At 46.8% G+C, this 22,197-nt stretch carries 22 protein-coding genes and 2 pseudogenes; 8 read left to right on the forward strand and 16 right to left on the reverse strand.

Translation table 11 applies throughout. The annotated features are described in order from the left end of the window. Positions 1 to 59: 59 nt before the first annotated feature. Together MY523_RS19090 and rapA are read right to left on the reverse strand one after the other, a co-directional pair. Positions 60 to 446: a hypothetical protein gene (locus MY523_RS19090; RefSeq protein ID WP_250656271.1), complete on the reverse strand. Its 387-nt coding sequence runs from the start codon at positions 444 to 446 to the stop codon at positions 60 to 62. A gap of 265 nt (positions 447 to 711) precedes the next feature. Further along, positions 712 to 3,552, reverse strand: a complete 2,841-nt coding sequence (rapA, locus tag MY523_RS19095; RefSeq protein ID WP_250656272.1) for an RNA polymerase-associated protein RapA — start codon at positions 3,550 to 3,552, stop codon at positions 712 to 714. Between the two features lie 167 nt (positions 3,553 to 3,719). Between rapA and MY523_RS19100 the strand changes: the two genes are divergently transcribed. Continuing rightward, entirely contained in the window at positions 3,720 to 4,502 is a 783-nt protein-coding gene (locus tag MY523_RS19100) for an SDR family NAD(P)-dependent oxidoreductase (protein ID WP_250656273.1), read from the forward strand. 116 nt (positions 4,503 to 4,618) lie between these two features. Continuing rightward, positions 4,619 to 5,353, forward strand: a complete 735-nt coding sequence (locus tag MY523_RS19105; RefSeq protein ID WP_250656274.1) for a dienelactone hydrolase family protein — start codon at positions 4,619 to 4,621, stop codon at positions 5,351 to 5,353. Between the two features lie 62 nt (positions 5,354 to 5,415). Here the strand turns inward: MY523_RS19105 and MY523_RS19110 are convergent, their stop codons facing one another. After that, on the reverse strand, positions 5,416 to 5,982 hold the full coding sequence (locus MY523_RS19110; RefSeq protein WP_250656275.1) for a TetR/AcrR family transcriptional regulator: 567 nt from the start codon (positions 5,980 to 5,982) through the stop codon (positions 5,416 to 5,418). 126 nt (positions 5,983 to 6,108) lie between these two features. Here MY523_RS19110 and MY523_RS19115 point away from each other — a divergent pair, with 126 nt between their 5' ends. Continuing rightward, positions 6,109 to 6,528: a tautomerase family protein gene (locus MY523_RS19115; protein WP_250656276.1), complete on the forward strand. Its 420-nt coding sequence runs from the start codon at positions 6,109 to 6,111 to the stop codon at positions 6,526 to 6,528. A 61-nt stretch (positions 6,529 to 6,589) separates the two neighbouring features. After that, a complete protein-coding gene (locus tag MY523_RS19120; protein WP_250656277.1) occupies positions 6,590 to 6,811 on the forward strand; it encodes a VOC family protein in 222 nt (73 codons plus the stop codon). Between the two features lie 133 nt (positions 6,812 to 6,944). On the opposite strand, the gene MY523_RS19125 is transcribed toward MY523_RS19120, so the two are convergent. From MY523_RS19125 to MY523_RS19145, 5 genes are all read right to left on the reverse strand, one after another. After that, entirely contained in the window at positions 6,945 to 7,496 is a 552-nt protein-coding gene (locus MY523_RS19125) for a shikimate kinase (RefSeq protein WP_250656278.1), read from the reverse strand. Between the two features lie 236 nt (positions 7,497 to 7,732). After that, a complete protein-coding gene (locus tag MY523_RS19130) occupies positions 7,733 to 7,942 on the reverse strand; it encodes a BrnA antitoxin family protein (RefSeq protein WP_250656279.1) in 210 nt (69 codons plus the stop codon). Further along, positions 7,926 to 8,228, reverse strand: coding sequence for a BrnT family toxin (locus MY523_RS19135; RefSeq protein ID WP_250656280.1), 303 nt, complete (start codon positions 8,226 to 8,228; stop codon positions 7,926 to 7,928). Before MY523_RS19135 ends, MY523_RS19130 begins: the two co-directional genes overlap by 17 nt. 341 nt (positions 8,229 to 8,569) lie before the next feature. Further along, entirely contained in the window at positions 8,570 to 8,884 is a 315-nt protein-coding gene (locus MY523_RS19140; RefSeq protein WP_250656281.1) for a HigA family addiction module antitoxin, read from the reverse strand. Further along, positions 8,884 to 9,162 (reverse strand): type II toxin-antitoxin system RelE/ParE family toxin, encoded by a 279-nt coding sequence (locus tag MY523_RS19145; RefSeq protein ID WP_250656282.1) that lies wholly within the window; start codon positions 9,160 to 9,162, stop codon positions 8,884 to 8,886. Before MY523_RS19145 ends, MY523_RS19140 begins: the two co-directional genes overlap by 1 nt. A 112-nt stretch (positions 9,163 to 9,274) precedes the next feature. On the opposite strand from MY523_RS19145, the pseudogene MY523_RS19150 reads away from it, so the two are divergent. Continuing rightward, positions 9,275 to 9,489, forward strand: a pseudogene (locus MY523_RS19150) (group II intron reverse transcriptase/maturase); the annotation flags it as partial. 71 nt (positions 9,490 to 9,560) lie between these two features. Here MY523_RS19150 and MY523_RS19155 read toward each other — a convergent pair. Both MY523_RS19155 and MY523_RS19160 read right to left on the reverse strand, forming a co-directional pair. Continuing rightward, positions 9,561 to 9,962, reverse strand: a complete 402-nt coding sequence (locus tag MY523_RS19155) for a hypothetical protein (protein WP_250656283.1) — start codon at positions 9,960 to 9,962, stop codon at positions 9,561 to 9,563. A 117-nt stretch (positions 9,963 to 10,079) separates the two neighbouring features. Next, on the reverse strand, positions 10,080 to 10,403 hold the full coding sequence (locus tag MY523_RS19160) for a ribonuclease E inhibitor RraB (RefSeq protein ID WP_250656284.1): 324 nt from the start codon (positions 10,401 to 10,403) through the stop codon (positions 10,080 to 10,082). Between the two features lie 975 nt (positions 10,404 to 11,378). Here MY523_RS19160 and MY523_RS19165 point away from each other — a divergent pair. After that, positions 11,379 to 12,365, forward strand: coding sequence for a transposase (locus MY523_RS19165; RefSeq protein ID WP_250656285.1), 987 nt, complete (start codon positions 11,379 to 11,381; stop codon positions 12,363 to 12,365). 229 nt (positions 12,366 to 12,594) lie between these two features. Here the strand turns inward: MY523_RS19165 and MY523_RS19170 are convergent. Further along, positions 12,595 to 13,104 (reverse strand): annotated as a pseudogene (locus MY523_RS19170) (transposase); the annotation flags it as partial. Positions 13,105 to 13,273: 169 nt separating this feature from the next. Then, positions 13,274 to 13,810 (reverse strand): hypothetical protein, encoded by a 537-nt coding sequence (locus MY523_RS19175; RefSeq protein WP_250656287.1) that lies wholly within the window; start codon positions 13,808 to 13,810, stop codon positions 13,274 to 13,276. 624 nt (positions 13,811 to 14,434) lie between these two features. Between MY523_RS19175 and ltrA the strand changes: the two genes are divergently transcribed. Beyond that, complete coding sequence (ltrA, locus tag MY523_RS19180) at positions 14,435 to 15,769, forward strand: group II intron reverse transcriptase/maturase (RefSeq protein WP_250655634.1); 1,335 nt, start codon at positions 14,435 to 14,437, stop codon at positions 15,767 to 15,769. A 68-nt stretch (positions 15,770 to 15,837) separates the two neighbouring features. Here ltrA and MY523_RS19185 read toward each other — a convergent pair whose 3' ends face one another. The 4 genes from MY523_RS19185 to pgm all read right to left on the reverse strand — a co-directional run bounded on the left by MY523_RS19185 (position 15,838) and on the right by pgm (position 20,864). Next, positions 15,838 to 16,380, reverse strand: a complete 543-nt coding sequence (locus tag MY523_RS19185; RefSeq protein ID WP_250656288.1) for a hypothetical protein — start codon at positions 16,378 to 16,380, stop codon at positions 15,838 to 15,840. A gap of 319 nt (positions 16,381 to 16,699) precedes the next feature. Then, positions 16,700 to 17,857, reverse strand: coding sequence for an IS91 family transposase (locus tag MY523_RS19190; protein ID WP_250656289.1), 1,158 nt, complete (start codon positions 17,855 to 17,857; stop codon positions 16,700 to 16,702). Further along, complete coding sequence (locus MY523_RS19195) at positions 17,844 to 18,701, reverse strand: tyrosine-type recombinase/integrase (protein ID WP_250656290.1); 858 nt, start codon at positions 18,699 to 18,701, stop codon at positions 17,844 to 17,846. Before MY523_RS19195 ends, MY523_RS19190 begins: the two co-directional genes overlap by 14 nt. Positions 18,702 to 19,202: 501 nt before the next feature. Further along, complete coding sequence (pgm, locus tag MY523_RS19200; protein ID WP_250656291.1) at positions 19,203 to 20,864, reverse strand: phosphoglucomutase (alpha-D-glucose-1,6-bisphosphate-dependent); 1,662 nt, start codon at positions 20,862 to 20,864, stop codon at positions 19,203 to 19,205. Between the two features lie 217 nt (positions 20,865 to 21,081). Here pgm and MY523_RS19205 point away from each other — a divergent pair, with 217 nt between their 5' ends. Continuing rightward, a complete protein-coding gene (locus MY523_RS19205) occupies positions 21,082 to 22,194 on the forward strand; it encodes a phosphoserine transaminase (protein ID WP_250656292.1) in 1,113 nt (370 codons plus the stop codon). Positions 22,195 to 22,197 lie beyond the last annotated feature (3 nt).

Genomic DNA, 22,197 nt, shown 5'->3' on the forward strand with positions numbered 1-22,197 from the left:
GTTTAACACGGCTATGTCGTATTAAGGATAAGACACTTATCGGGATAGATCAAAGGCAATTAGGGGATTTGGATGCCGCCGCTACCCATGCCACCGCCCACTCCGCCACCTTGGCCGGGAACAACAATGGACGATGCCTGCTGACGCTGCATTTCACGCAGCTCTTCCAGTGTTCGCTCCAGACAGGCCTGAGCTTCGGTGCCAAACTTATCCAGTGCATCAGTCAACGATGTGGCTTCAATTTCAAAATTAAGTGGCAGTGCTCCCGCAGGGGTCATCATCTGAGCCTGGCCAACATACAGGACTTCGCGGCTGCTATCTGGCTCACCTTCTGTAGTGACAGGCGTCATTCTTCTTAGTGTTCCGACTTTATGGTCGGTGAACATCTCTTCGCGGTACAGGTTGTCGGTATCCAGTTTAATCTCTGGCAGCTGGTCATTGCTCATAATGGCGTGTTTCTCTTGTTGGGTCGAATAAAGGTCTGTATTGTTGGCACCTACTTAAGACATAATGACTCAGTACTGTCATTCCCGCGCAGGCGGGAATCCATTTCGGAGTCTACAACCCTATGGATCCCCGCATTCGCGAGGATGACAAGCTTAAGTATGTGCCATTCGGGTCTGTATTTTTTTCGTTACTTTGGCATTGATATAGCGTTCGTATAAAGAATGGGGGCAGTCCCCCCAATTTTCAACTCACCGCGGGTCAGGGTTAGTTAGTCACTACAACCCTGATGGCCTGTAACTGCACAGTACTGCGATTAATGGCTTCCGCCGATGCTCCCATTTGCTGCTTAAAGAAGTCAATCTCTTCGTCCCTAATCGTTGGGTTAATCGCTTTTAGCGCTTCTAAACGATCAACTTCAACTTTTAAGCTGGTCATCATTCGTTGGCTAGCAGCACTCAGGATATCAGGTAATGCCTGCTCAGCGATTTTTTCAGCATGGGTGAGCATTTTCTCAATGTCGCCACGCACCTGTTTAACAATCGCCTGAGCGGTATTTCGTTTTACTTTCTCGCACATTCCGTTGAGACGTTCGTGCGGCAGAACCTCTGCCAGGTCACGGCCATTGACATCGGACATGACTCGTATGGGGGTGATCGGTAAAAAACGCTCAACCTGCAGTTGTTTCGGGGCGATACAGTTGACGGTGTAATAGGTTTCCAGCAGTAAGGTGCCTGGCTGTAGCCCTTTTACCGAGATGGTGGAAACGGTGGCGTTACCCAGCTCAGCGGTTTGCACCATTTCCATGGTTTCAACCACCATGGGGTGCTCCCAGCTGAGAAACTCCATATCTTCTCGGGAGAGGGCCTTCTCTCTGGAGAATGTGATGGTATTTCCATCGTCTTTGAGGCCCGGAAAGTGGCTGGTAAACATGTGGTCTGACGGGCGGATTACATGGGCATGGTCTGAATGGTGTTCCTGATCAACGCCAAACTGGTTAAACAGCCGCATCATGAACTCTTCAAGCAGCGGGCTATCTTCCTCTTCTTCAATGGTCGAGATGATGGCTTCTGCTTCTGGAAGCTTGCATGAGTTCAGCTCCAGCAGCTGGTCTCGTCCTTCATGAAGCAGTTGGCGCATTTTCTCCGTGTGGCTGGCGGTTGCCTGGATCAGTGAATCAATTGCGCCATCGGTTTCCTGTAGCTGCTCCAAAAGCTCAAGTTCGAACTTCTCATAAATCGAGTAACCCACCGAGCAGCTCTGCTCAAACAGATTAATGCCTTCGTGATACCAGCGGAACAGGTTCTCTTGAGAGGATCCTTCCAAATAGGGAACATGAATTTGAATGGTTTCAGTTTGCCCAATACGATCCAGGCGGCCAATCCGTTGTTCCAACAGATCAGGGTTTAACGGCAGGTCAAATAATACAAGGTGATGCGCAAACTGGAAGTTACGCCCTTCGCTGCCGATTTCTGAACAAATTAATGTTTGTGCACCGCTTTCGGTCTCGGCAAAGTAGGCCGATGCCCGGTCACGTTCGATAATCGATAAACCTTCGTAAAACGCTGCACTGCGAATACCTGCGCGTAGTTGCAGATATTGCTCCAAAGCAACGGCGGTGCTGGCATTGGCGCAGATCACCAGTACTTTTTCAGATTTGAGTTGTTTAAGCTTGGCTTCCAGCCATGCAACACGAGGGTCGTCCTTAATCCAGTCGTTCTCTTCGACGACCACCTCTGGGTAGAGGCCGGTAATGCCTGTTGTTTGACCCAGGTAGAGATCGGGTACTGGCAGTGGGTAGCTGTTTAACTGGCGTTTTGGAAAACCTTTGATCGCGGCACGGGTATTACGAAATAGCACACGTCCGGTGCCGTGCTGGTCTAGCAATCGTGAAATGATGCCTTCAATATCACTCTCGTCAGAGATATCTGTGAACTCACTCAATTGCTTAAGCAGCTCCGGGCTAATGGCTTCACCGCTCTCCTGCAGGCCGACTAACTGCTGTACCAGTTGGTTCAGTGGCTGATAACCGGCCTCTTCCTGCTTGAAGCTTTCCAAATCATAGAAGCGTGACGGGTCTAGCAAACGCAGGCGGGCGAAGTGGCTTTCAATACCTACTTGTTCAGGTGTTGCTGTTAGTAGTAACAGGCCCGCGCTATTGGCTGCCAGTTGTTCTACACACTGGTATTCAATGCTGGCATCGGTTTCACTCCAGTGCAGGTGGTGCGCTTCGTCAACAACCAGTAAGTCCCATGATGCTTCGACAGCGTGAGCCATGGCAGCCTGGTTTTCTGTAAGAAAGTCCAGGCTGCAAAGTACTAGCTGCTCGGTCTCAAACGGGTTCTGGTTTGACTCGGCACTTGCTTCAAACTCGCTTTCGTCTTCACTGTTTGACGTAGTCAGTGCTTCATAACGGCTCTGATCAAATATTGAGAATGCCAGGTTGAACCGACGTAGCATCTCGACCAGCCATTGGTGGATAAGGCTGTCTGGTACCACGATCAGTGCTCTTTTCGCTCGGCCTGTATGCAGTTGATAGTGCAATATCATACCGGCTTCAATAGTTTTACCCAGACCGACTTCATCAGCTAGCAGAACGCGAGGCGCGAACCGTTGGGCTACTTCATTGGCAATATAAACCTGGTGGGGCAGGTGGTTGGTTCGGGCGCCTAACAGCCCTTTTACGGATGACTGCTGTAGCCGGTGAATATGATTCAGGGTTTCAATTCTGAGGGTAAATGCTTTGTTTTTGTCAAAGTGCCCGCTAAATAACCGGTGTTGTGGCGCGGTCAGCTGGATAAAGCAACTTAAATCAAGCTCTTCGACAATCTGCTTGTTGCCTTCACTATCTACACAGTTGTAGATATAAATACCATCCACTTCTTCTGTTGCTGTAACGTGATATTTTAAATCATCCAATGTGGTGATCTCTTCCCCTTCTTTGTAGATCAGACGGCTTAAGGGGGCATTGTCTGCGGCGTAAGTGCGCTCTTCGCCCACAGCAGGAAAACTAACTGTAATACGTCGGCCATTAACCTCGGAAATGATGCCCAAGCCTAATTTTGATTCGGTATGGCTGACCCAGCGTTGTCCAATAATAAATTGCATGGTGTGAATTGCCTATCAAGTAGTAAATGGTGACTTAAACGTGGCAATTTTATCAGATTGGGTAGGCCCGGTGGTCAATTTAAATAGATTTATTTTCCCCATAATGAAAGCAATAAAGCAGTCTAAAATTGAATGTAATGGCTTGAATTTGATTCAGTGGGATCACGATGAAAAATAACAATCGAACCAAAGGCAAAACAGTGGTAATTACTGGCGCATCGAGTGGCATTGGCCGCGCCGCAGCTATTCAATTAGCTAAAGCCGGGGCAAAGGTGTTACTGGTTGCGAGGCGACAAGATGCGCTGAATGACGTAGTTGATATTATTAAGCATGCAGGGGGGCAAGCGCAGGCCTATTCAGCCGACTTGTCTGATCTTGAAGCCGTTGACCAGCTTGGTGAAAAAATACTTCACGAACACTCAAAGGTTGATGTGTTGGTTAATAATGCCGGGCGTTCCATTCGCCGTCCTTTAGTGGACTCATTGGAGCGGTATCACGACTTTGAACGCTGTATGCAACTCAACTACTACTCACCCATGCGACTTACCCGGAAGCTGTTACCTGCAATGATAGACGCTGGAGAAGGGCATATTATCAATTCGTCTACCTGGGGAACCATGCTGCCAGTTGCGGGTTTTGGCCCCTATAATGCCAGTAAAGCTGCACTGGACTCAATTGCAGAATGCATGCGTGTGGAGCTGAAAGATAAGGGTATTTCGATTACTCAAGTGCACTTCCCGCTGGTTCACACCCCCATGAGCAATGCCACAGAGACATTCAAAAAGCTGCCGGGCATGTCACCTGAAGAAGCCGCAGAGTGGATCGTGAGAGCGGTTGAAGAGAGACCGCCTGTGATTATTGATGCCAAAACACGATTGGGGCGAGGCTTTTATTATTACTTTCCACGAATATCAGAAGCGGTATCGAGACGCCTGCCGTTTTCTGTTTAGTTCGTTTGTCGGTGTGCTCACCTGCTATTAGGCAGAGAAGGCAAATTCAGCGCTATAAACTAGTATTGTTGTTACTTGGGTGTTTAGATTTATTGCAATCGAATAGGGGCCAAACAATGAAACTACTTCTTTTTGTGTTCATGTGCTGCATAACGTCACTTTCTTATTCCGCCGGAAAGTATGTTGATTACACTGTTAACGGTGAGTCGTATCAGGGCTATTACACATCACCCGGCATGGAGGCACCCTTGGTGCTGCTGCTTCATGACTGGGACGGGCTAACAGATTATGAAGTAAAACGAGCCGAAATGCTGGTGAGCATGGGGTTTGCTGTCTTTGCTGCTGACTTATTTGGTAAAGGGGTTAGACCTACAGAGGTGGTCGATAAGAAGCAGCACACTGGAGCGCTGTATAAAAACCGTGAGAAAATGCGCGCATTGATGAACGCTGCGCTGGCAACCGCAAAAGCGCAGGGTGGGAATGATAAAAACGCAGTTGCAATGGGTTACTGCTTTGGCGGTGCAGCCGTGCTTGAAATGGCCCGTTCGGGGGCAAACCTAAAAGGCTTTGCAACATTTCATGGTGGGTTAGCGACGCCAGAGGGGCAGGATTACAGCAAAACCAAAGGCAAAGTTCTGATCATGCATGGCTCGGCAGATACGGCGATAACCATGGATGATTTTGCCGACTTAGCCAAACGACTTGAAGCCGATAATGTCGCTAACAGCATGGTGACCTATGGCGGAGCACCACATGCCTTTACCGTATTTGGCTCAGAACGTTATCGGGAGGATGCTGATAAGCAATCCTGGGCGTTGTTTTCCGGGTTCTTAGCGGATGTGACTAAATAGGGCGCACGGGGAAGGGGACGAGCCGGTCAGGCTCGTCCACCGTCAAATTTTTATGCTCAACGTCAGTCTGAAACGATAGTGTTCGCCAACAACCGAGCCGCATCCAGTATCTCTTTAGATTGTTTTGGTGTTGAAGCACAGCGCGCAATCATTACGCTGCCAGCTAACAGCGATACCAGGGCCAACGCCCCTGTTTTGCCATGCTCGCCTGCTCCGTTACTGAGTTGGTTTACGACTTTCTCAAGTAAGGTTGAGTAGGTTGCTTTTATTTCCTCGTCAGAGCGCATGACATCCGCTGAAAGCGCAGGAACGACACAGCTATGGGCAAGGTCATCCACATGTTCGCTGCTGAGGTAGAAATCGAGGAAGTGCAGCGGCCATTGCTCTTGGTATTTTTCCTCAAATTGCTGAATTGAGTCGATATAGTCTTTCATTCCACTTTCAATAACTTCCTTAAATGCTTGGCGCTTTGAGGGAAAATGTCCGTAGAAAGCCCCTGAGGTCATCCCTGCACGTTTTGCCAGACCATTGATTCCCAAGCCGCTATACCCTTCCTCGCGAAACCCCTGCTCGGACGACTCCAATATATGGCTGCGTACTTTTTCCATATGCTCGCGTGACGCTCTCATCTGCTTACCTCACAAAAAATAGATAACGATCATTATATTTTACTTGAAATAAATATCGATCTCTATCTATACTAAATATAGTGATCACTATCTATTAATTCACTACTACCATTTGAGGAAAGTAACATGCCTATTCAAATCACCATGACCGAAGGGCTCGTTTCACATGAGGCTGCCAAGAAAATGCACCAAGAGGTTGGCCAAGCATTTTTGGATAACCACCAAATCAGCGACAACCGATTCATGCTTCCGAATGTTATCGGAGAAGTTGTCTTCATCGATAAGGGGTTAACGTTTGCAGGCTTGCAAGTCTCAACATTAGCCATTGTTGAACTTAAAGTTCCATCTTTTACATTTGGCACACAGGCTCAGAAAGATAAATTCGTGAAAGACGTTACTGATATCGTGCTGACCTATACCGACGGAAAGCTACCAAAGGAGTCAATCTGGGTGAGTGCCGTATACGCTGTTGACGGACTCTGGGGGATTGCAGGTAAAGCCTATAAAAATGAGCAGCTTGGCGAATCAATACAGCTAGCAAGCTAATTAACCATCCTCAGCCCTTTAGCGCTCAGCCACTAGAGGGCTGTTACTTAATGGAAATAATATGACAAACAACTGGGAAGAGAAAAAATATGAAAAGGGTAACGCATTCGGGCACTTGGCTTTCGGAGTCGGCGATATCACTGATTTCTGTCGGCGACTCAGAGACTCAAAGGTCAAAATCACGAGAGAGCCTGGGCCAATGAATTTTGATGATAAAGAACTCATTGCATTTATCGAGGACCCAGATGGCTATAGTATTGAGTTAATTCAAACGGGAGCTTAGCGACAACGGCTCGCCACAAGGGTGCTAGTTAACCTGGTTCGGTTTTCTCATCATTATCGTTTTTGCCCTAATTGTTCAGTGCATCGATTTTAATAACGTATTTAATAACGTAGCCATAAGCCGCGATGTAGTCTCAACCTCTTAGGCAGAGGCGCAATTTTGCGATGTCCTGTTGGCTGAATGTGTTAGGCATTTTCTGTGCTATGTTTATGAACTGCCTAATTAAATCAAACTTCGAACCATTATTTTTTATAACTTTGGCCCCTTCTTCAGGTGCCTCGAAGTCATTACTCAGCGCTCTCGCACTCGCGGAACTAATTCCCCCTTCTCGTTTTGACAACCTTTCTGAGATAAGGCCTTCCGTAGATTGAACACACACTAATTCCAAATCCGGGATATTCGACAAAAGGTAATCTCTATGCTGTTTTTTATAAACCGCTTGCGTGACGACGATACATTGATGATTCCGCTTCAGATCCAGCACCTTATCCACCATTATTTGAAAGTAATGGTCTCTCATTTCATTTGTGAATGGTCTATGTTCGCTTAATGCGGCTCTCATTTCATCGGTTATATCTGCATCGGCGTGGTATACATGCCAGCCCAATAGCTCTGCGAGTATATCTCCTGCAAAAGACTTCCCGGCTCCAGACTTTCCGAATAATAACAGTACAAATGAACTCATAAAAACTAACCGGTTTTCAATGATACGCGCGTACGTTAATTCAAAATGAAAAGTAGAGGTAAAACCGATCTGCTTTTCACGTAGCGGTGCCATTTTTAGTTTATGTTCAATATCACTTGAACAAAATTCAATTTAGTTTTTCTACAGCCTTAACGCTGCTATTTTCGGCCTAACGAAGTGAGATCCAGCCCCAGCGTCTTTTTGCTGGGGCGATGCAAGGTGGCCTGATTAACTGATTATTGCCACTGCATTTTCAGATCACGATGTGACTGAGCGCAGTCTCTTAAATACAAGTTGATTAAGCTTTGATATGGAATACCCTTATCATCTGCGAGCCCTTTAAAATACTCAATGGTATCTTCGTCAAGACGAATTGTGACTTGCTTCTTGAGTTTTTTGGCATAAGGGTTTTTTACAGAATTAGAAAAATCATAATGATCGCGCATGACGGTAACCCTCATATACTTTGTGTTCTTGTTTGTCAGCTTTACGCGCAGAAATTATTCGTATGCTTTCACCCTCTCTGACACAGTGACAAACAACCAATAATTTAGAGTCAATGCTTGCCCCAAGAAGAATGAACCTGTCTTCATCTTCAGAGTGGTCAGGATCATTAATTAGCCGCGCGTACTCATCAGTAAACACAGTTTTAGCCTCATCAAATGAGACGCCGTGCTTCTTGATATTTGATGCATTTTTATTTGCATCCCATTCGAAGTTTAAATGATCCATGGCCTTACATTGTAGTTATGATGTACTTACACAGTCAATGCTTACGAAGAGGTGCTTTTTACAGTTAACGCCTAGCACTTGCGGATTGGTGGAGATTAAACGAGGAGATTAAAGAAGATTTAACGAGACATCCATAACAACAGTTGGCATAGCCGATACGCCGGAAACCTCTGATCAGGCTTTCGCCTGAGGATTCATGACGATCTCGGACTTACGGATTTTTCGTCAACCTTACAAAATGTCTATCAGACTCCAATAGGAACCGAGTAATGGCCTGTTGACTTACTCTTTTTCACGTTATTGAGAGCGAAATATCGAATGGATGATGAATTATTGATTTTTTATAGAGTGAGTGTCTTGTTAGTGTCGACTTCAAAAGAAACTGCGTGCACATTACCCAAGTTGATATTTTGCTTAGCCTGCCAAAGATCGTAGTTGTCTTGCATAGCAAGCCAGCTTTCTGGTGTACGACCAATTGACTTTGAAAGCCGTAATGCCATTTCAGGAGTTATGCCACTTTGCCCTTTTAAGATGCGGTTAAGCGTAGAGGAGGCTACATCGAGTTGTTTAGCTAGAAAGCGACAACTATAGCCGAAAGGATCTAGATAAGTTGCTTTGATAAACTCGCCAGGGTGAGGAGGATTGTACATGCTCATTAGTGATAGTCCTCGTAGTTCAATATATATGCATTGCCATCTTTAAACTCGAAAGTGACCCGCCAATTACCGTTAACGGAAATAGACCAAATACCCTCACGCTCCCCTTTGAGCGAATGTAATTGATAACCGGGCAAATCAATATCTTCGATGACCTGAGCAGTATCGATAGCCACCAATTGCATCTTTAGCTTTCTCGCATGGCTATTTTGAATGCCTGCTGTACTTCCTGTTTCGAAATACTTTCTAAGGCCTTTATGTTTAAAAGATTTGATCATGAAATAAAGAGTAGCATGATGCGCACCGCGCATCAATATAAAATATAACGCCAAATACATGGGCAGACACTCGCGGAGGCGAAGCCGGAGTGAGTGGCTGTCCTATGCTGTGTCTAAGGTACGAAGTCTGATGAGGCTAGGTGTTCATGTCCAGGCCGCAGTCGCGTGTGGCATTACCAGCACCAAAAGTAGGCTCCCCGAGGAGAAGGGCCATGGCGTAGTGCGAAAACCCCAGGGATCAATCAAGCTTTGTCTTTGGACTACCTGAAATCTCAGGGGCTTTACTCGTTACGTGATGGTTGGATTAAGCTTCACTATCCTGAGTGAAACGCCCTGTGCGGACCCGCATGCAGGGTGTTGTGGGGACTGGGGGCTAGATACCCCCGATTATGTGATTACTATCTACCATAGTAGGTTATAGACCCCATCTGATTAACAAGATGCTCAAAATACAAAAATTGTTTTTCTTGTTCTTCTTTTGGCATTTGTTTAAAAAGATTTCTAGCTTCAGGAGTTAAAGTGCGAACATAGCCTGCACCAGTTACCGCTAGAAATGTAATATAAAAACCTGACTGTATGGGTACAAGCTGTACATTCCCTCTAGATGCCCAGTAATAATTTTCACCCTCTTTTATAATGGTTACTCTATATTCTGATGATTGCGATTTCGTTAAAAGACTTGTATTCGAAGAGTTTTCATTAGTTTCAATTTTCTTTAATGGAATCCCCTCAAACACGACCTCAGTGGAATAAACCACAATAGGTAAATACATTAAAACAAATAAAATTATTTTTCTCATACCCCCCCCTTTTTCACATAACGTTGCCAACAGCGGCAGATTTGGAGCGGCGCAGCCGCGGAAAAGCTGTCCAAGCCCGCAGGGCTGATGCTGATTGGCCTGGTTAGGTGATTTAGTTTATTTAACAATCGGAGTACCCCAGCCGTCATATTCACCACCGACAGAAGACGCAACAGCATTTAAAGATGCCCTAATTTTTCTCATTCTATCCTCTGTTGGCACTATATTTTTAACCGAATAGACAAGCCAGGAGTTTTTGCTAGCAGCTTTTTCTACGCTACCCTTAAAACCTTGTGCTGCTATTGTGCCAGCGATTTCGTTTGCTGACTCTTTGGTAGGTGCATAAATGAAAAACTCGATTGGATGCTCTTTAGATAGATTTGAACCAGCTAATTTAAGTTGTGCGATAACTTGCCCATCAGGTGAAACGCTCTCACTCATGTTGTTGCAACCAGACATGCAAAAGAACAGAGCAAAACACACTACTTGTTGGAAATTTTTCCGCATACTTATTTCACCTAACGCCAACATAAAGGGCCGGAAATCGCGTAGCGATTGGAGGTTCAGCCGCGCAGGGGCGATCTTTGATGTATTGGTTATGATTCATGTTACTCCACATAAAATTGAACCGATACGGGAAACAAAATCATCATAATGGTTAACACAACAACAAAAAACATTAAGAAAGGACAGTATACACTTAAGAAAAGATCATTCAGATTTCTCCACTTAAGTGAGAATAGCCATTTCAATAAAAGCCAGCCGTTTTTCGATGACTTATTAATAAGGAGATCATCCCCTCCTAAACTTATAAATACACTTTTATGGTTATGCTTTAGTCTGTGAAGAAGTTTTTTAATCATAAACTCCCAAGCTAAAATTAACCCAAAGGTAATGAAAATCATACCGACTAAGTTGCTTTCCATTACTTACTCACTACTCATAACGCCGCGCTCTGCGGCAAATTTGGAGCACAGCGGAAAATTTGTCCGACAGCAGCCACTTGTGTACGCCCAGCATGGGCATGAACTAATGAGGTGAAAGTCCTCTGTAGGAAGGTCACCATCCATAGCGATTAATATCGTTATTAGATGCTAACTACTAGCGAATGGCAAGGGCTTAACCGCGAGGTCGGGTCTGGAGGAAGCCGCTAGCAAAACTGCGAGCTGATGAACAAGAACATCATATGAGGCGTAGGCTGAAGGCGAGTTGGCACAAGACGACGAAGCCATGTGATCTAACGGCCACCGTAAATGATGCAGTTGCGTAGGGAAAGTTCATGTTCTTATCTGGGGAGATCTGCTTAAGAGATTAAATGAGACACCCATATTAACAGTTGACAGTACTCGCTTAATACTGGATATTTAACCAGCCCTATTTACAAGGAATGTAAACAGTCATACAAGGAGTTGTCTCATGCCCAAAGCCCGAAAAACGCTGATTGCCCTCGACACTACCCCCTACTATCATTGCGTTTCCCGCTGTGTCCGTCGTAGTTTATTATGTGGAGATGACCATCACACCGGCGTCAGTTATGAACATCGACGCCAATGGATTGAAGACCGGCTGGTCAAACTGGTTGAGGCATTTGCCATCGAGTTATGTGCCTATGCAGTGATGTCAAACCACACTCATACCGTCCTGCGAGTTAATGAGCGACTAGCCAAGTCCTGGAGTAAACAACAGGTGATCGAACGCTGGCACCTGCTATATGCAGGCAATCACCTATCCCAACGGTTTATCGCCGGGCAACCGCTGGGGGCGGCCGAACAGCAACAACTCGACTGCGTGGTGAAAACCTGGAGGGAGAGGCTCTACAGTATCAGCTGGTTCATGCGTAACCTGAATGAGCACATCGCACGCAAGGCCAATCACGAAGATAACTGTACCGGCCGCTTCTGGGAAGGGCGATTCAAATCCCAAGCCTTACTCGATGAAAAGGCACTGGCGGCCTGTATGGTCTATGTGGATCTCAACCCGATCCGTGCGGGCATAGCCGATACGCCGGAAACCTCTGATCACACCTCCGTCAAAGCGCGGATCAAATGTGCTCAACAAACTGAACGACCTCATCAACCCCGGCACATGCTACCGTTTGCCGGCAATCCACGGCAGGATATGCCAGACGGGCTCCCCTATGAGCTCACCGATTACCTGGCGCTGGTCGATTGGACCGGCAAGATCTCTCGTGATGACAAACGCGGCGTTATCGATCACAATCTGCCACCGATATTGCAACGACTCGCACTAACGCCATGCCAATGGAAGGCGCTCACCCAAGACTTCGAAAAACACTTTCAACACTTTGTTGGTGATGAAGACAAGGTGAAAGAGGCTTATCAGACACTGGGTTACCAACGACCTAGAGGGTTGCAACGTTGTAGGGAGTTATTGTCAGCCTGATAACCTGTTTCTAACGCCCCCTTACCTACCAAGATGATCAGGCTTTCGCCTGAGGATTCATGACGATCTCGGACTGACGGATTTTTCGTCAACCTTACAAAATGTCTATCAGACTCCAACAGGAACCGAGTAATGGCCTGTTGACTTACTCTTTTTCACGTTATTGAGAGCGAAGTATCGAATGGATGATGAATTATTGATTTTTTATAGAGTGGGTGTCTTGTTAGTGTTGCTTCAGCTTTGCCCGTTTCGCTTCCAGCTCTTTGAATTTACCCGACCACTCTTTCGCCGCATTCGAAGACATTTTGCAACCATCAATCGCGAAGAGTTCATTGCCCAGCAGACCTTGCTCACTACAGATCAACAGAATCTGTTCGAAGAGGCCTTCGATCTCTTCGGAACGACTACTCACGAAGTTAGCAATGGTCGTAAAGTGCGGCACGGTATCACACGATAGCGCTTTGAAAATAATGTTGGTTTGGCAGCACCACTCGATCTCACGGCTCGACGTGATGCCTTTAGAGTAAGCAAACAGGATGATCTTTAACAAGATAGCGGGATCATAAGCTGGACGCCCCTGATCGTCGTTCTTGAATTTGGGATAGAACACTGAGAGGTCGAGCTTATTATCAATCAAATAATGGATCGTGTGTTCAAACGTACTAGGCTGTAACTGATCTTGATAGTTAATCACGACCATCGAAGTTTGATCATAATTGTAGGGAATAAACTTGGGCATAAACTGACTCCGTGTCTGTTGGAATCAGTTTATCAATATTTGGTTGGAAATGGAGGTTTTTCTACAGCCTCAACGCCAAGCACATAGGCAGACACTTGCGGAGGCGAAGCCGGAGTGAGTGGCTGTCCTATGCTGCTTATGCTGCTTATGCTGCTTCTGGTTAAAGGTTTTAGTTTAATTCTACCGAGATTTCCCCATTTGGAGCTAAAAAAGCAGATGCGACCCTACCTGCAAAATTGAAGAGTACTGGCATTTCGTGAATTTGAAAAAGTAATTGCCCACTCCCTTCTTTTGACCATGGGTTCAATCCACCTACTTTTGATTTAAACAGTTTCCCTTGTTCCACCTTAGTTGCTCCCTCAGGATATTCTGAGGGGTCAGGTTTTTCTATGAAATTGATATCATGTTCAATTGCATACGGGTGAACTGGAACATCACCAACTCTTTCAGGGCTACTTTTATTAATTATTAACGCAACAGGAGATGGGTCATCTCCATCATCTATTGTTCCCCAAAGTTGTATGGCTGAGACATTAGGTAGATCAATTCGCTTACCATCAACTTCTAGCTCTAAAAGAAAACCCCATTCACTATTTTCATTTTCAGGCCATGGGAAAACTGATGGCAATTTCTCTGGCTGGCCACCAACAAAGCTTTTTGAGCCATTTCGGCCTTTTGTAAACTCCATGTAATATGCGGTGAACATTTGACGACCTTTAACGCCTCAATAACCGGCGCAGCTTTGCTGCGTCCGGCGCCTGAAAGGCGCGTAGTTGATTGACTTGTGTACGCCCGGCATGGGCATTAACTAATGAGGTGAAAGTCCTCTGTAGGAAGGTCACCGTTAAATCAATCCTAAACGATTTAACGATAACTACTAGCGAATGGCAAGGGCCAATCCGTGAGGAGCGGTCTGGAGGAAGCCGCTAGCAAAGCTGCGAGCTGATGAACAAGAACATCATATGAGGCGTAGGCTGAAGGCGAGTTGGCACAAGACAACGAAGCCAGGTGATCTAACGGCCACCGTAAATGATGCAGTTGTGTAGTGAAAGTTAATGCTCTTATCCGGGGAGATCTGATAGACAAGCGTCCTGCGCTTACGCTGCGGAGATTACCAGTGAGAGCCTGGTTGATCAACTCTTGGCGCATCAATAGCTGCGATTGGATGCGAGCGAACCAGCAGCAACCCAGCCTAGCAAAGGGAGCGCTACGATAAGCAATTATGGTGGTGATCTATCAGAAGTCAGCAGACGGCATAGTAGCCCAACGCCCATCGTAATGGATGGGACATGGTGAAGGCCTGAACACTTAGTTGAATAAAGGAGGAGCCTTGTCAGACTTGAATACACGAACGCCGACTGGCGATGACGTGACTCAGCGTAGTGATCTGAAGCCAGCCTTTGGCAATAATCTATTCGAACAAATCTTCCAAGCCGAGAATCTTCAAAGGGCTTGGAAACAAGTTCGAGCCAACAAGGGAGCCGCTGGCATTGATGGCATGACCATTGATGAGTTCCCTGCTTGGGTAAGAGATGGGCACTGGAAAACGGTGGTTAATGACCTGAACTCAGGACGATATAAACCGGCTCCAGTACGAAGAGTGGAAATCGATAAACCTGATGGTGGTAAACGCCAACTGGGGATTCCCACGGTCACTGATCGCGTGATTCAACAAGCCATCGCCCAAGTGCTTACGCCTATCTTCGATCCCGGCTTTTCTAGCAATAGCTTTGGATTCCGGCCTAACCGAAATGGGCAACAGGCGGTAAAGCAGGTTCAACGCATCATCAAAACGGGACGCCGTTTTACCGTTGATGTTGACCTGTCCAAGTTCTTTGACCGAGTTAACCACGATCTGCTAATGACGCTTCTTGGCCGAAAGGTGAAGGATAAGCGCCTATTACAACTGATCAAACGTTACCTCCGAGCTGGGATTATCGATAACCAGTTCTACATCGAGAGTCGAGAAGGTGTACCTCAAGGAGGTCCATTATCTCCCTTATTGGCTAACATCATGCTCGACCCGCTGGACAAAGAACTTGAGAAACGGGGACACCGTTTTGCCCGCTATGCGGATGACTTTACGATTCTCGTTAACAGTCCTAGAGCAGGCGAACGGGTACTAAAAAGTATCACCCGTTTTCTTGAAATCCGCCTGAAACTGGTTGTTAACACGACCAAAAGCCACGTCGTCAAAACCAGTGAGTGCAAGTTCCTGGGATTTACCTTCCAGGCTGGGCGCATTCAATGGCACCCGAACTCTCTTAAGAAATTTAAACAGGAAGTTCGGCGTTTGACGAATCGCAACTGGGGAGTTTCGATGAAATATCAGCTCTTCAAACTGAGCCTATACTTACGTGGTTGGATTAACTACTTTGGTATCGCTAACTGTTATCAGCATTGTGTCGAGCTGGATCATTGGATTCGTCGCAGAGTGCGGATGGCCTACTGGCGTCAATGGCGAAAGCCACGAACCAAAGTACGAAATCTCATGAAACGTGGTGTTCACGTTCAGGCGGCAGTTGCCTGTGGCATTACCAGCAAGGGCCCATGGCGTAGCGCTAAGACTCCAGGTATCAATCAAGCTCTGTCATTGGAGTTTTTGAAATCTGAGGGCCTTTATTCGTTACGTGATGGATGGATTAAGCTTCACTATCCTGAGTGAAACGCCCTGTGCGGACCCGCATGCAGGGTGTTGTGGGGACTGGGGGCTAGATACCCCCGGTTACCCGATTAGGCACTTTCTGCGCACTCTACACCACGCAATGCTAATTTTTTACAAACAGTCTCTAGCATACCTTTTGTATCGTTATCTGAAACAAAATATTGCCCATTTTTTAGCAAATTTAGCCCAGACGGAAATGCATATATTTCTTGTGAATAATTCTTAACAGAGCCTTCAAGGTAATAATTCCAAGCCCCTTCAAAGCTAGACTTATTGGAAAATACTAACTCTTTCTTCTTAAGCCAAGACCCGAATTTTCTATTGATTGAATCAAGCTCAGGAAATGAATCCTTCATTTTTTCAGGCAAGAAATGAACCTCTCCAACTGAGAGCAATGCGCCTCTTACTCGTTTTACGGGGTAAACAGAAACAATTGGTGATTTCTTCTGATCAATGACCTCATTGTCGGAATAGACAAGAGTCCCAATTTCTTTAAACCAAAAATGAGTAACTCCTTTTGACTCCATTTTTTCCACTACATAAGACGAGAACCACTCAAATATTTCTTTGTTTTCATCTTTATTAGAAAGATATCTATATGTAGAACCCATCTCGTTCCTTCTTGTGCCTAACATCTTAGCGTTTATGCGCTGTGCGAAGCATGGCGCATAAACGTCTGTTGGACTAAGCCGCCTAGCACGGCTTCTTTATATAGGGATTGTATGAGGTGAGGTATGTGAGAGACAAGCAATCTTCTTGCTGCTCTATGATTTTTGCTGGCTAATCATCATTTCATATAGTCTTCTTAACTCTAAATACACCGACTTTTAGTTGTTTAAGTGATAAGCACTGTTTTTGTTCCGCACTTCTCCCCAGAGACGACCTCTGACGATTTTTATATCATATATTACCTTGACTGCTTTCTTTGGTTTAGATCATTCTCGGGCGCTCCTTTAATAGTGCAATCCATGGCAATATTCGGGTATCTATCGACTTACAGCGACTGCAATACCACACGGATGCACTTTTTACCTTTATATCATTTTCTTCTGTATCCATTGCGGAACGGGTCGTAGCATCCCGACTGTTTGTGTTCATCAGTTTTTTCCTGATGGCCTCTAGTTTAATTTTCCGGTACCGGTTCGATAGAAAACCATAATGTCTAATGCGCATAAATGCTTTGGGTAACACATGCTGCAAAAATCGCCGCAAAAACTCTATGCCGGCTAGCTGCATTATTTTATGCTGGCCATCCCGGTAGTCCTTCCAGCGAAACCGCACAGACTCCTCTTTTAGCTCTAGCAGACGTGATTCACTGATGGCAATTCGATGGGTATAACGGGCCAGGTAATCCAGCACTCGTTCAGGATTTCCATGACATGTTTTGGTGTAAACAACCCAGTTTTTCCCCATTAACTCATTCAGCAGTTTATCGACCTCTCCCTTGCGCGTTATGCCCTCCAACTCCCCGTTTCCATACGCTTGCCGCAACAAACTCACCATACGGCCCCGGTATCCCCTGGATAGGGCCTTAACCGGAAACAGGTACGATGATCGAGCGGGGTGCCATTGCTGAGTTTCCTGATTCCAGGCGCCTGCGGGAATAAGACAATGCAAGTGGACATGTTGATCAAGCTGTTGCCCCCAAGTATGCAGCACTGCTGTCATACCCAACTGCCCATCCAGGCGTTTCGGATCACTGGCAAACTGCTTTAGTGTTTGCCAAACAGCATTGAAGAGTAACCCGTAGATCTCTCTCGGGTGCAGCCTTACCCACCCGTTGAGTGAATGCGGTAGCGTAAACACCAGGTGGAAGTATGGGACTGGCAATAGATCCTGCTGCCGCTGGTCACGCCAAGCTTGAGAAGCCTGCTGCTGACATTGAGGGCAGTGCCGGTTTCGGCATGAGTAATAGTGAGAACGCTCAAACCCACAATGGTTACAGTGTAGCTGCACACCGCCCAAAACTCCGGTGCGGCACTGCTTTATGCAAGTGACTACCTGTTGCTGCTCTGGGCGCAAAGGGTACTGTTTCGAATAGGATGCTCCAAATTGAGCTAATACGTCAGACATTTTAATCGGGAGCATGATAGCCTCCCTTGTCCAATAAGTCGGCAAAACAGCTCCGACCAGCTTGATAGTGCGGCACCCAGTGAACATAGCGCATCGTGGTATGGATATCCTTGTGCCCTAACCAACACTGGAGCAAGTGAATCGGCAATCCCGCTTCCAGTTGCTGGGTAGCAAAGGCATGGCGTAGTGCATGAATACCGCCTTTTTTCGTGACTCCCGCCTGCTTTTTACTGCGGGTGTAGACTCTTTGGACAGTTGAAACTCCAGTGGCATGACCAAGATGGTTTGAATCAAACAGGTGCTCTCGGGGACGGTAGTGTCTCCAATATTCTCGCAACTGTTCCAATAGCCTTGGCGACAGCGGAACAAACCGATCTTTAGCGCCTTTCCCTTGCTCGACCCGGAGCAACTGACGCTCGCCATCGATATCCTTAATCCGTACGGCCACCACTTCACTGACCCGTAAACCACAGCCATAACACAACTTCAACTGAGTTCGGTGTTTGAGGTTCTGCGGAGCATTCACAATACGCAACGCTTCACTACGACTTAATAGTTCCGGTATCTGTAGCGGGCGACGAGGATAATGCAGAACCAAATGATAAGGGGGTCGTTTTAACACATGGTGAAAGAAAAAACGGATGCCGTTCAGTTGCAAACGACAGCTGTTTGCCGCCAGATTCTTCTCTTTCACCAAGTAAATCAGATAACGCTGAATCTCATCCTGCCCCAGTTGATCCGGTGAGCAATGATAGTATTGTGCCAATGACTGGACACTATATAGGTAACTTTGCTGAGTGCGGGGAGAAAATCTCTTGACCAGCATAAGGTCAATCATTTTCTGACGTAATGGAGTCATCTCTTATCTCCTTTAGAATCAGCCGATATTGGCTGGAGATAAGTTTGGTCGAACAATGAGATCTTGCAGGATGTCTGAGGCTAACGAAAAGCTACCGCGAAGCGGTTTAGTTCAACATGGTCAATAGAGTACTACTGATTGTACGGGCTTTTAAGTATTATTTAAATACATCGAGTCATGGACGATTTTAAAAATCCTTTTGGAACAAATAGATAGACCTATTCAGTCATTGCAGACCAAGCTCTCCATCTACCCTTGGTACGCTCATTATTATTAAGACTCATCAGGTATTATACAGCGGCATTTTTTTGAGGCGTGTTTTAAACGAGGTTGCAATGTCCTGTGAGGGCCGTCTGGCATCAGTTGCTTGATATGTTTGGTGAGTGTGGAAGCACGTTTGGGGTAAGGTTCGAAAGTGCAATACGGCATGCACAAAAGGGCGTTGGAATTAATCTTCACAATGCGTGCAAGCGTAAATGCCTGCACGCACCATGAGTTGCATTAGCTAATAACCGAGTCTACTAGCTGTTGGGCTTCTTTTAGAATCTGCTGTAAGTGGTCATCTCCGCAGAAGCTTTCGGCATAGATTTTATAGATATCTTCCGTGCCTGAAGGGCGTGCGGCAAACCAACCATTTTGTGTGATGACTTTAAGCCCGCCGATAGCGGCACCATTGCCTGAGGCATGGGTTAGGCAGGTTTCTATTGGGTCGCCTGCAAGCGTTTCTGCGGTGAGTTGGTCGGTTGAGAGTTTTTTCAGCGCGGCTTTTTGCTCTCTATTTGCTGGAGCTTCAATGCGCGCGTAAAGCGGCGTGCCATGGCGCTCCGTTAGCTCTGCGTAGAGTTGACCAGGGTCTTTTCCGGTGACGGCGGTCATTTCAGCAGCCAGCAGGTTGAGGATAATACCGTCTTTGTCGGTACTCCAAACGGTGCCATCTTTACGTAAGAATGATGCGCCCGCGCTCTCTTCGCCGCCAAAACCAAAGCGCCCGTTGGCCAGGCCATCCACAAACCATTTAAAGCCGACCGGTACCTCGACTAACTCTCGCTCAAGTTGGTTGGCAACGCGGTCAACCATGGCACTGGAGACCAGGGTTTTACCAATTGCGGTTGATGAAGGCCATTGGGTGCGGGTTTTGAAAAGGTACTCGATGGCGACTGCCAGATAGTGATTAGGGTTGAGCAGGCCTGAGCTTTTGGTGACGATGCCGTGTCGATCATAGTCTGGGTCATTACCAAAGGCGATATCGAAGCGGTCTTTTAACTCAATCAACCCTGCCATCGCGGCAGAGGATGAGCAGTCCATACGGACTTTGCCGTCTTTATCGACACGCATAAATGAAAAGGTCGGGTCTACTTTTTTGTTTACCAGCTGTAAGTCCAAGCCATAATGCTGAGCGATGGGCTCCCAGAAGTCGATGCCTGAGCCCCCCATGGGGTCTACGCCAATTTTCAGCCCTGAGCGGGCAATGGCCGCCATATCAATGACTTGATCAAGCGACTCTACGTAGGGGGTTATATAGTCATATTCTGCAATATATGCAGAGTTAATCGCCTGCTGAAAAGGGACTCTTTTGACTTCGCGAAGATCATCTTTTATTAGTTGGTTGGCCCTATCCTGAACCCACTGGGTCACATCGGTATCAGCCGGGCCACCGTTGGGTGGATTGTACTTAAAGCCGCCATCTTCTGGGGGGTTATGAGAGGGGGTTATGACCACGCCGTCAGCCAACTCGGTGCGGCTTTCATCTGCATGTGCATTTTTATCAGCATTGTAAGTCAGGATAGCGTGGGAAATAACCGGAGTAGGGGTATAGCCTCGGCCCGCTTGTATTTTTACGTTGACCTGATTGGCTGCAAATACCTCGATGGCGGAGATTAATGCGGGCTCGGATAGCGCGTGAGTATCCATCCCCATAAACAGTGGGCCGTTGATTCCATTTGCGCTTCGGTGTTCACAAACGGCTTGCGAGATGGCTAAGATATGATGTTCGTTAAAGCTCCGTTTGAAAGCACTGCCTCTGTGGCCTGAAGTACCAAACGCGACACACTCGTCCGGGTTTTCGGGGTTCGGTTGTTCTGAATAGTAGGCGCTTATTAATCGAGGAATGTTGATCAGCATTTCATCTGGAACGGGCTGACCAGCCAGTTTGTGTTGCGACATATTGCTTCCCTGTGTACGAATAACGTATGCGTAAAAAATGCTCGGCTTAAACACGGAGGTTTAAAATAGCACTGCTGAAAAGCAGCATAGCATCAAGCCTTTCGGTGATTAATAGGTTGCAAGCTTACGCGATTACCGGATGATATTCACCCATTCTGCTTGACGAATATCGCTGAGATGTTTATATCTTTATCAATCTCAAATTCAAGGACTTCTAATGAAACCTGCTAGCAAACCCTTAAACCCCAACTTTTCATCTGGCCCCTGTAGTAAGCGCCCTGGCTACCGTCTTGATCAACTGGATACTGCGACACTTGGCCGCTCACACCGGGCAAAAGTCGGCAAATCTGCACTTGAGAGAGCGTGCTTTGATACCGCAGAAATGCTCGGTTTACCAGAAGGCTATCGAGTGGGTGTGGTGCCTGCGTCAGATACGGGGGCTATGGAAATGGCGATGTGGTCAATGCTGGGGGCTCGTCCGGTCGATGTGTTTGCCTGGGAATCATTCGGCAAAGAGTGGCAGACCGATGTTGTTAAGCAGCTAAAACTGGATAATGTAAACAGTTACGTGGCCGATTATGGTGAGCTGCCTGATTTGAGCAAGGCTAACCCTGAGCACGATGTTATTTTCACCTGGAACGGCACCACGTCCGGTGTGCGGGTGCCAAATGCAGACTGGATCAGTGATACCCGTGAAGGCCTGACATTTTGTGATGCCACATCGGCGGTTTTTGCCATGGAATTGGATTGGGAAAAGCTTGATGTCATTACCTTTAGTTGGCAAAAAGTATTGGGGGGAGAGGGCGCTCATGGCATGCTTATTCTCAGCCCGCGAGCGGTTGAACGGTTGGAGAGTTACAATCCGCCTTGGCCGTTGCCTAAAATCTTCCGCCTGACCAAGGGCGGCAAGCTAATTGAGGGTATTTTTCAAGGGGCCACCATTAACACCCCTTCAATGTTATGTGTTGCCGATTATCTGGACGCACTGGACTGGGTTGGACAGATTGGCGGTGTATCGTCTTGCATCGAGAAGTCCCGTAAAAACCTGGCGGTTATTGAGTCATTTGTCGAGCAACACAGCTGGATACACTTTTTGGCGGCAACCACCGAGACCCGCTCCAACACCAGTGTGTGCTTAACGCTTGATCTGACTGAAGAGCAAACCAAGCAGCTCGCCAAATTACTGGAGCAAGAAGGCGTCGCGTTCGATATCGGGGCCTATCGGGATGCCCCCGCCGGACTGCGCATCTGGTGTGGCAGTACCGTTGAAGAAAGTGACCTGAAAGCGCTCATGCCTTGGTTAGCATGGGGTTATCAAGAAGTTAGCTAACTC

It is taken from the genome of Alkalimarinus coralli, assembly GCF_023650515.1.
GTDB classification, from domain to species: domain Bacteria; phylum Pseudomonadota; class Gammaproteobacteria; order Pseudomonadales; family Oleiphilaceae; genus Alkalimarinus; species Alkalimarinus coralli.

Excerpts from the sequence above, each read along its gene's own strand:
- MY523_RS19105 (WP_250656274.1), top strand. The coding sequence starts at position 4,619 with ATGAAACTACTTCTTTTTGTGTTCATGTGCTGCATAACGTCACTTTCT.
- MY523_RS19160 (WP_250656284.1), bottom strand. The coding sequence starts at position 10,403 with ATGAGTGAGAGCGTTTCACCTGATGGGCAAGTTATCGCACAACTTAAA.
- MY523_RS19195 (WP_250656290.1), bottom strand. The coding sequence starts at position 18,701 with ATGACTCCATTACGTCAGAAAATGATTGACCTTATGCTGGTCAAGAGA.
- MY523_RS19090 (WP_250656271.1), bottom strand. The coding sequence starts at position 446 with ATGAGCAATGACCAGCTGCCAGAGATTAAACTGGATACCGACAACCTG.
- MY523_RS19100 (WP_250656273.1), top strand. The coding sequence starts at position 3,720 with ATGAAAAATAACAATCGAACCAAAGGCAAAACAGTGGTAATTACTGGC.
- MY523_RS19110 (WP_250656275.1), bottom strand. The coding sequence starts at position 5,982 with ATGAGAGCGTCACGCGAGCATATGGAAAAAGTACGCAGCCATATATTG.
- MY523_RS19155 (WP_250656283.1), bottom strand. The coding sequence starts at position 9,962 with ATGAGAAAAATAATTTTATTTGTTTTAATGTATTTACCTATTGTGGTT.
- MY523_RS19175 (WP_250656287.1), bottom strand. The coding sequence starts at position 13,810 with ATGTTCACCGCATATTACATGGAGTTTACAAAAGGCCGAAATGGCTCA.
- MY523_RS19135 (WP_250656280.1), bottom strand. The coding sequence starts at position 8,228 with ATGGATCATTTAAACTTCGAATGGGATGCAAATAAAAATGCATCAAAT.
- MY523_RS19120 (WP_250656277.1), top strand. The coding sequence starts at position 6,590 with ATGACAAACAACTGGGAAGAGAAAAAATATGAAAAGGGTAACGCATTC.
- MY523_RS19130 (WP_250656279.1), bottom strand. The coding sequence starts at position 7,942 with ATGCGCGATCATTATGATTTTTCTAATTCTGTAAAAAACCCTTATGCC.
- MY523_RS19190 (WP_250656289.1), bottom strand. The coding sequence starts at position 17,857 with ATGCTCCCGATTAAAATGTCTGACGTATTAGCTCAATTTGGAGCATCC.
- pgm (WP_250656291.1), bottom strand. The coding sequence starts at position 20,864 with ATGTCGCAACACAAACTGGCTGGTCAGCCCGTTCCAGATGAAATGCTG.
- MY523_RS19115 (WP_250656276.1), top strand. The coding sequence starts at position 6,109 with ATGCCTATTCAAATCACCATGACCGAAGGGCTCGTTTCACATGAGGCT.
- MY523_RS19205 (WP_250656292.1), top strand. The coding sequence starts at position 21,082 with ATGAAACCTGCTAGCAAACCCTTAAACCCCAACTTTTCATCTGGCCCC.
- MY523_RS19185 (WP_250656288.1), bottom strand. The coding sequence starts at position 16,380 with ATGGGTTCTACATATAGATATCTTTCTAATAAAGATGAAAACAAAGAA.
- MY523_RS19125 (WP_250656278.1), bottom strand. The coding sequence starts at position 7,496 with ATGAGTTCATTTGTACTGTTATTATTCGGAAAGTCTGGAGCCGGGAAG.
- MY523_RS19145 (WP_250656282.1), bottom strand. The coding sequence starts at position 9,162 with ATGATCAAATCTTTTAAACATAAAGGCCTTAGAAAGTATTTCGAAACA.
- MY523_RS19140 (WP_250656281.1), bottom strand. The coding sequence starts at position 8,884 with ATGAGCATGTACAATCCTCCTCACCCTGGCGAGTTTATCAAAGCAACT.
- MY523_RS19165 (WP_250656285.1), top strand. The coding sequence starts at position 11,379 with ATGCCCAAAGCCCGAAAAACGCTGATTGCCCTCGACACTACCCCCTAC.
- rapA (WP_250656272.1), bottom strand. The coding sequence starts at position 3,552 with ATGCAATTTATTATTGGACAACGCTGGGTCAGCCATACCGAATCAAAA.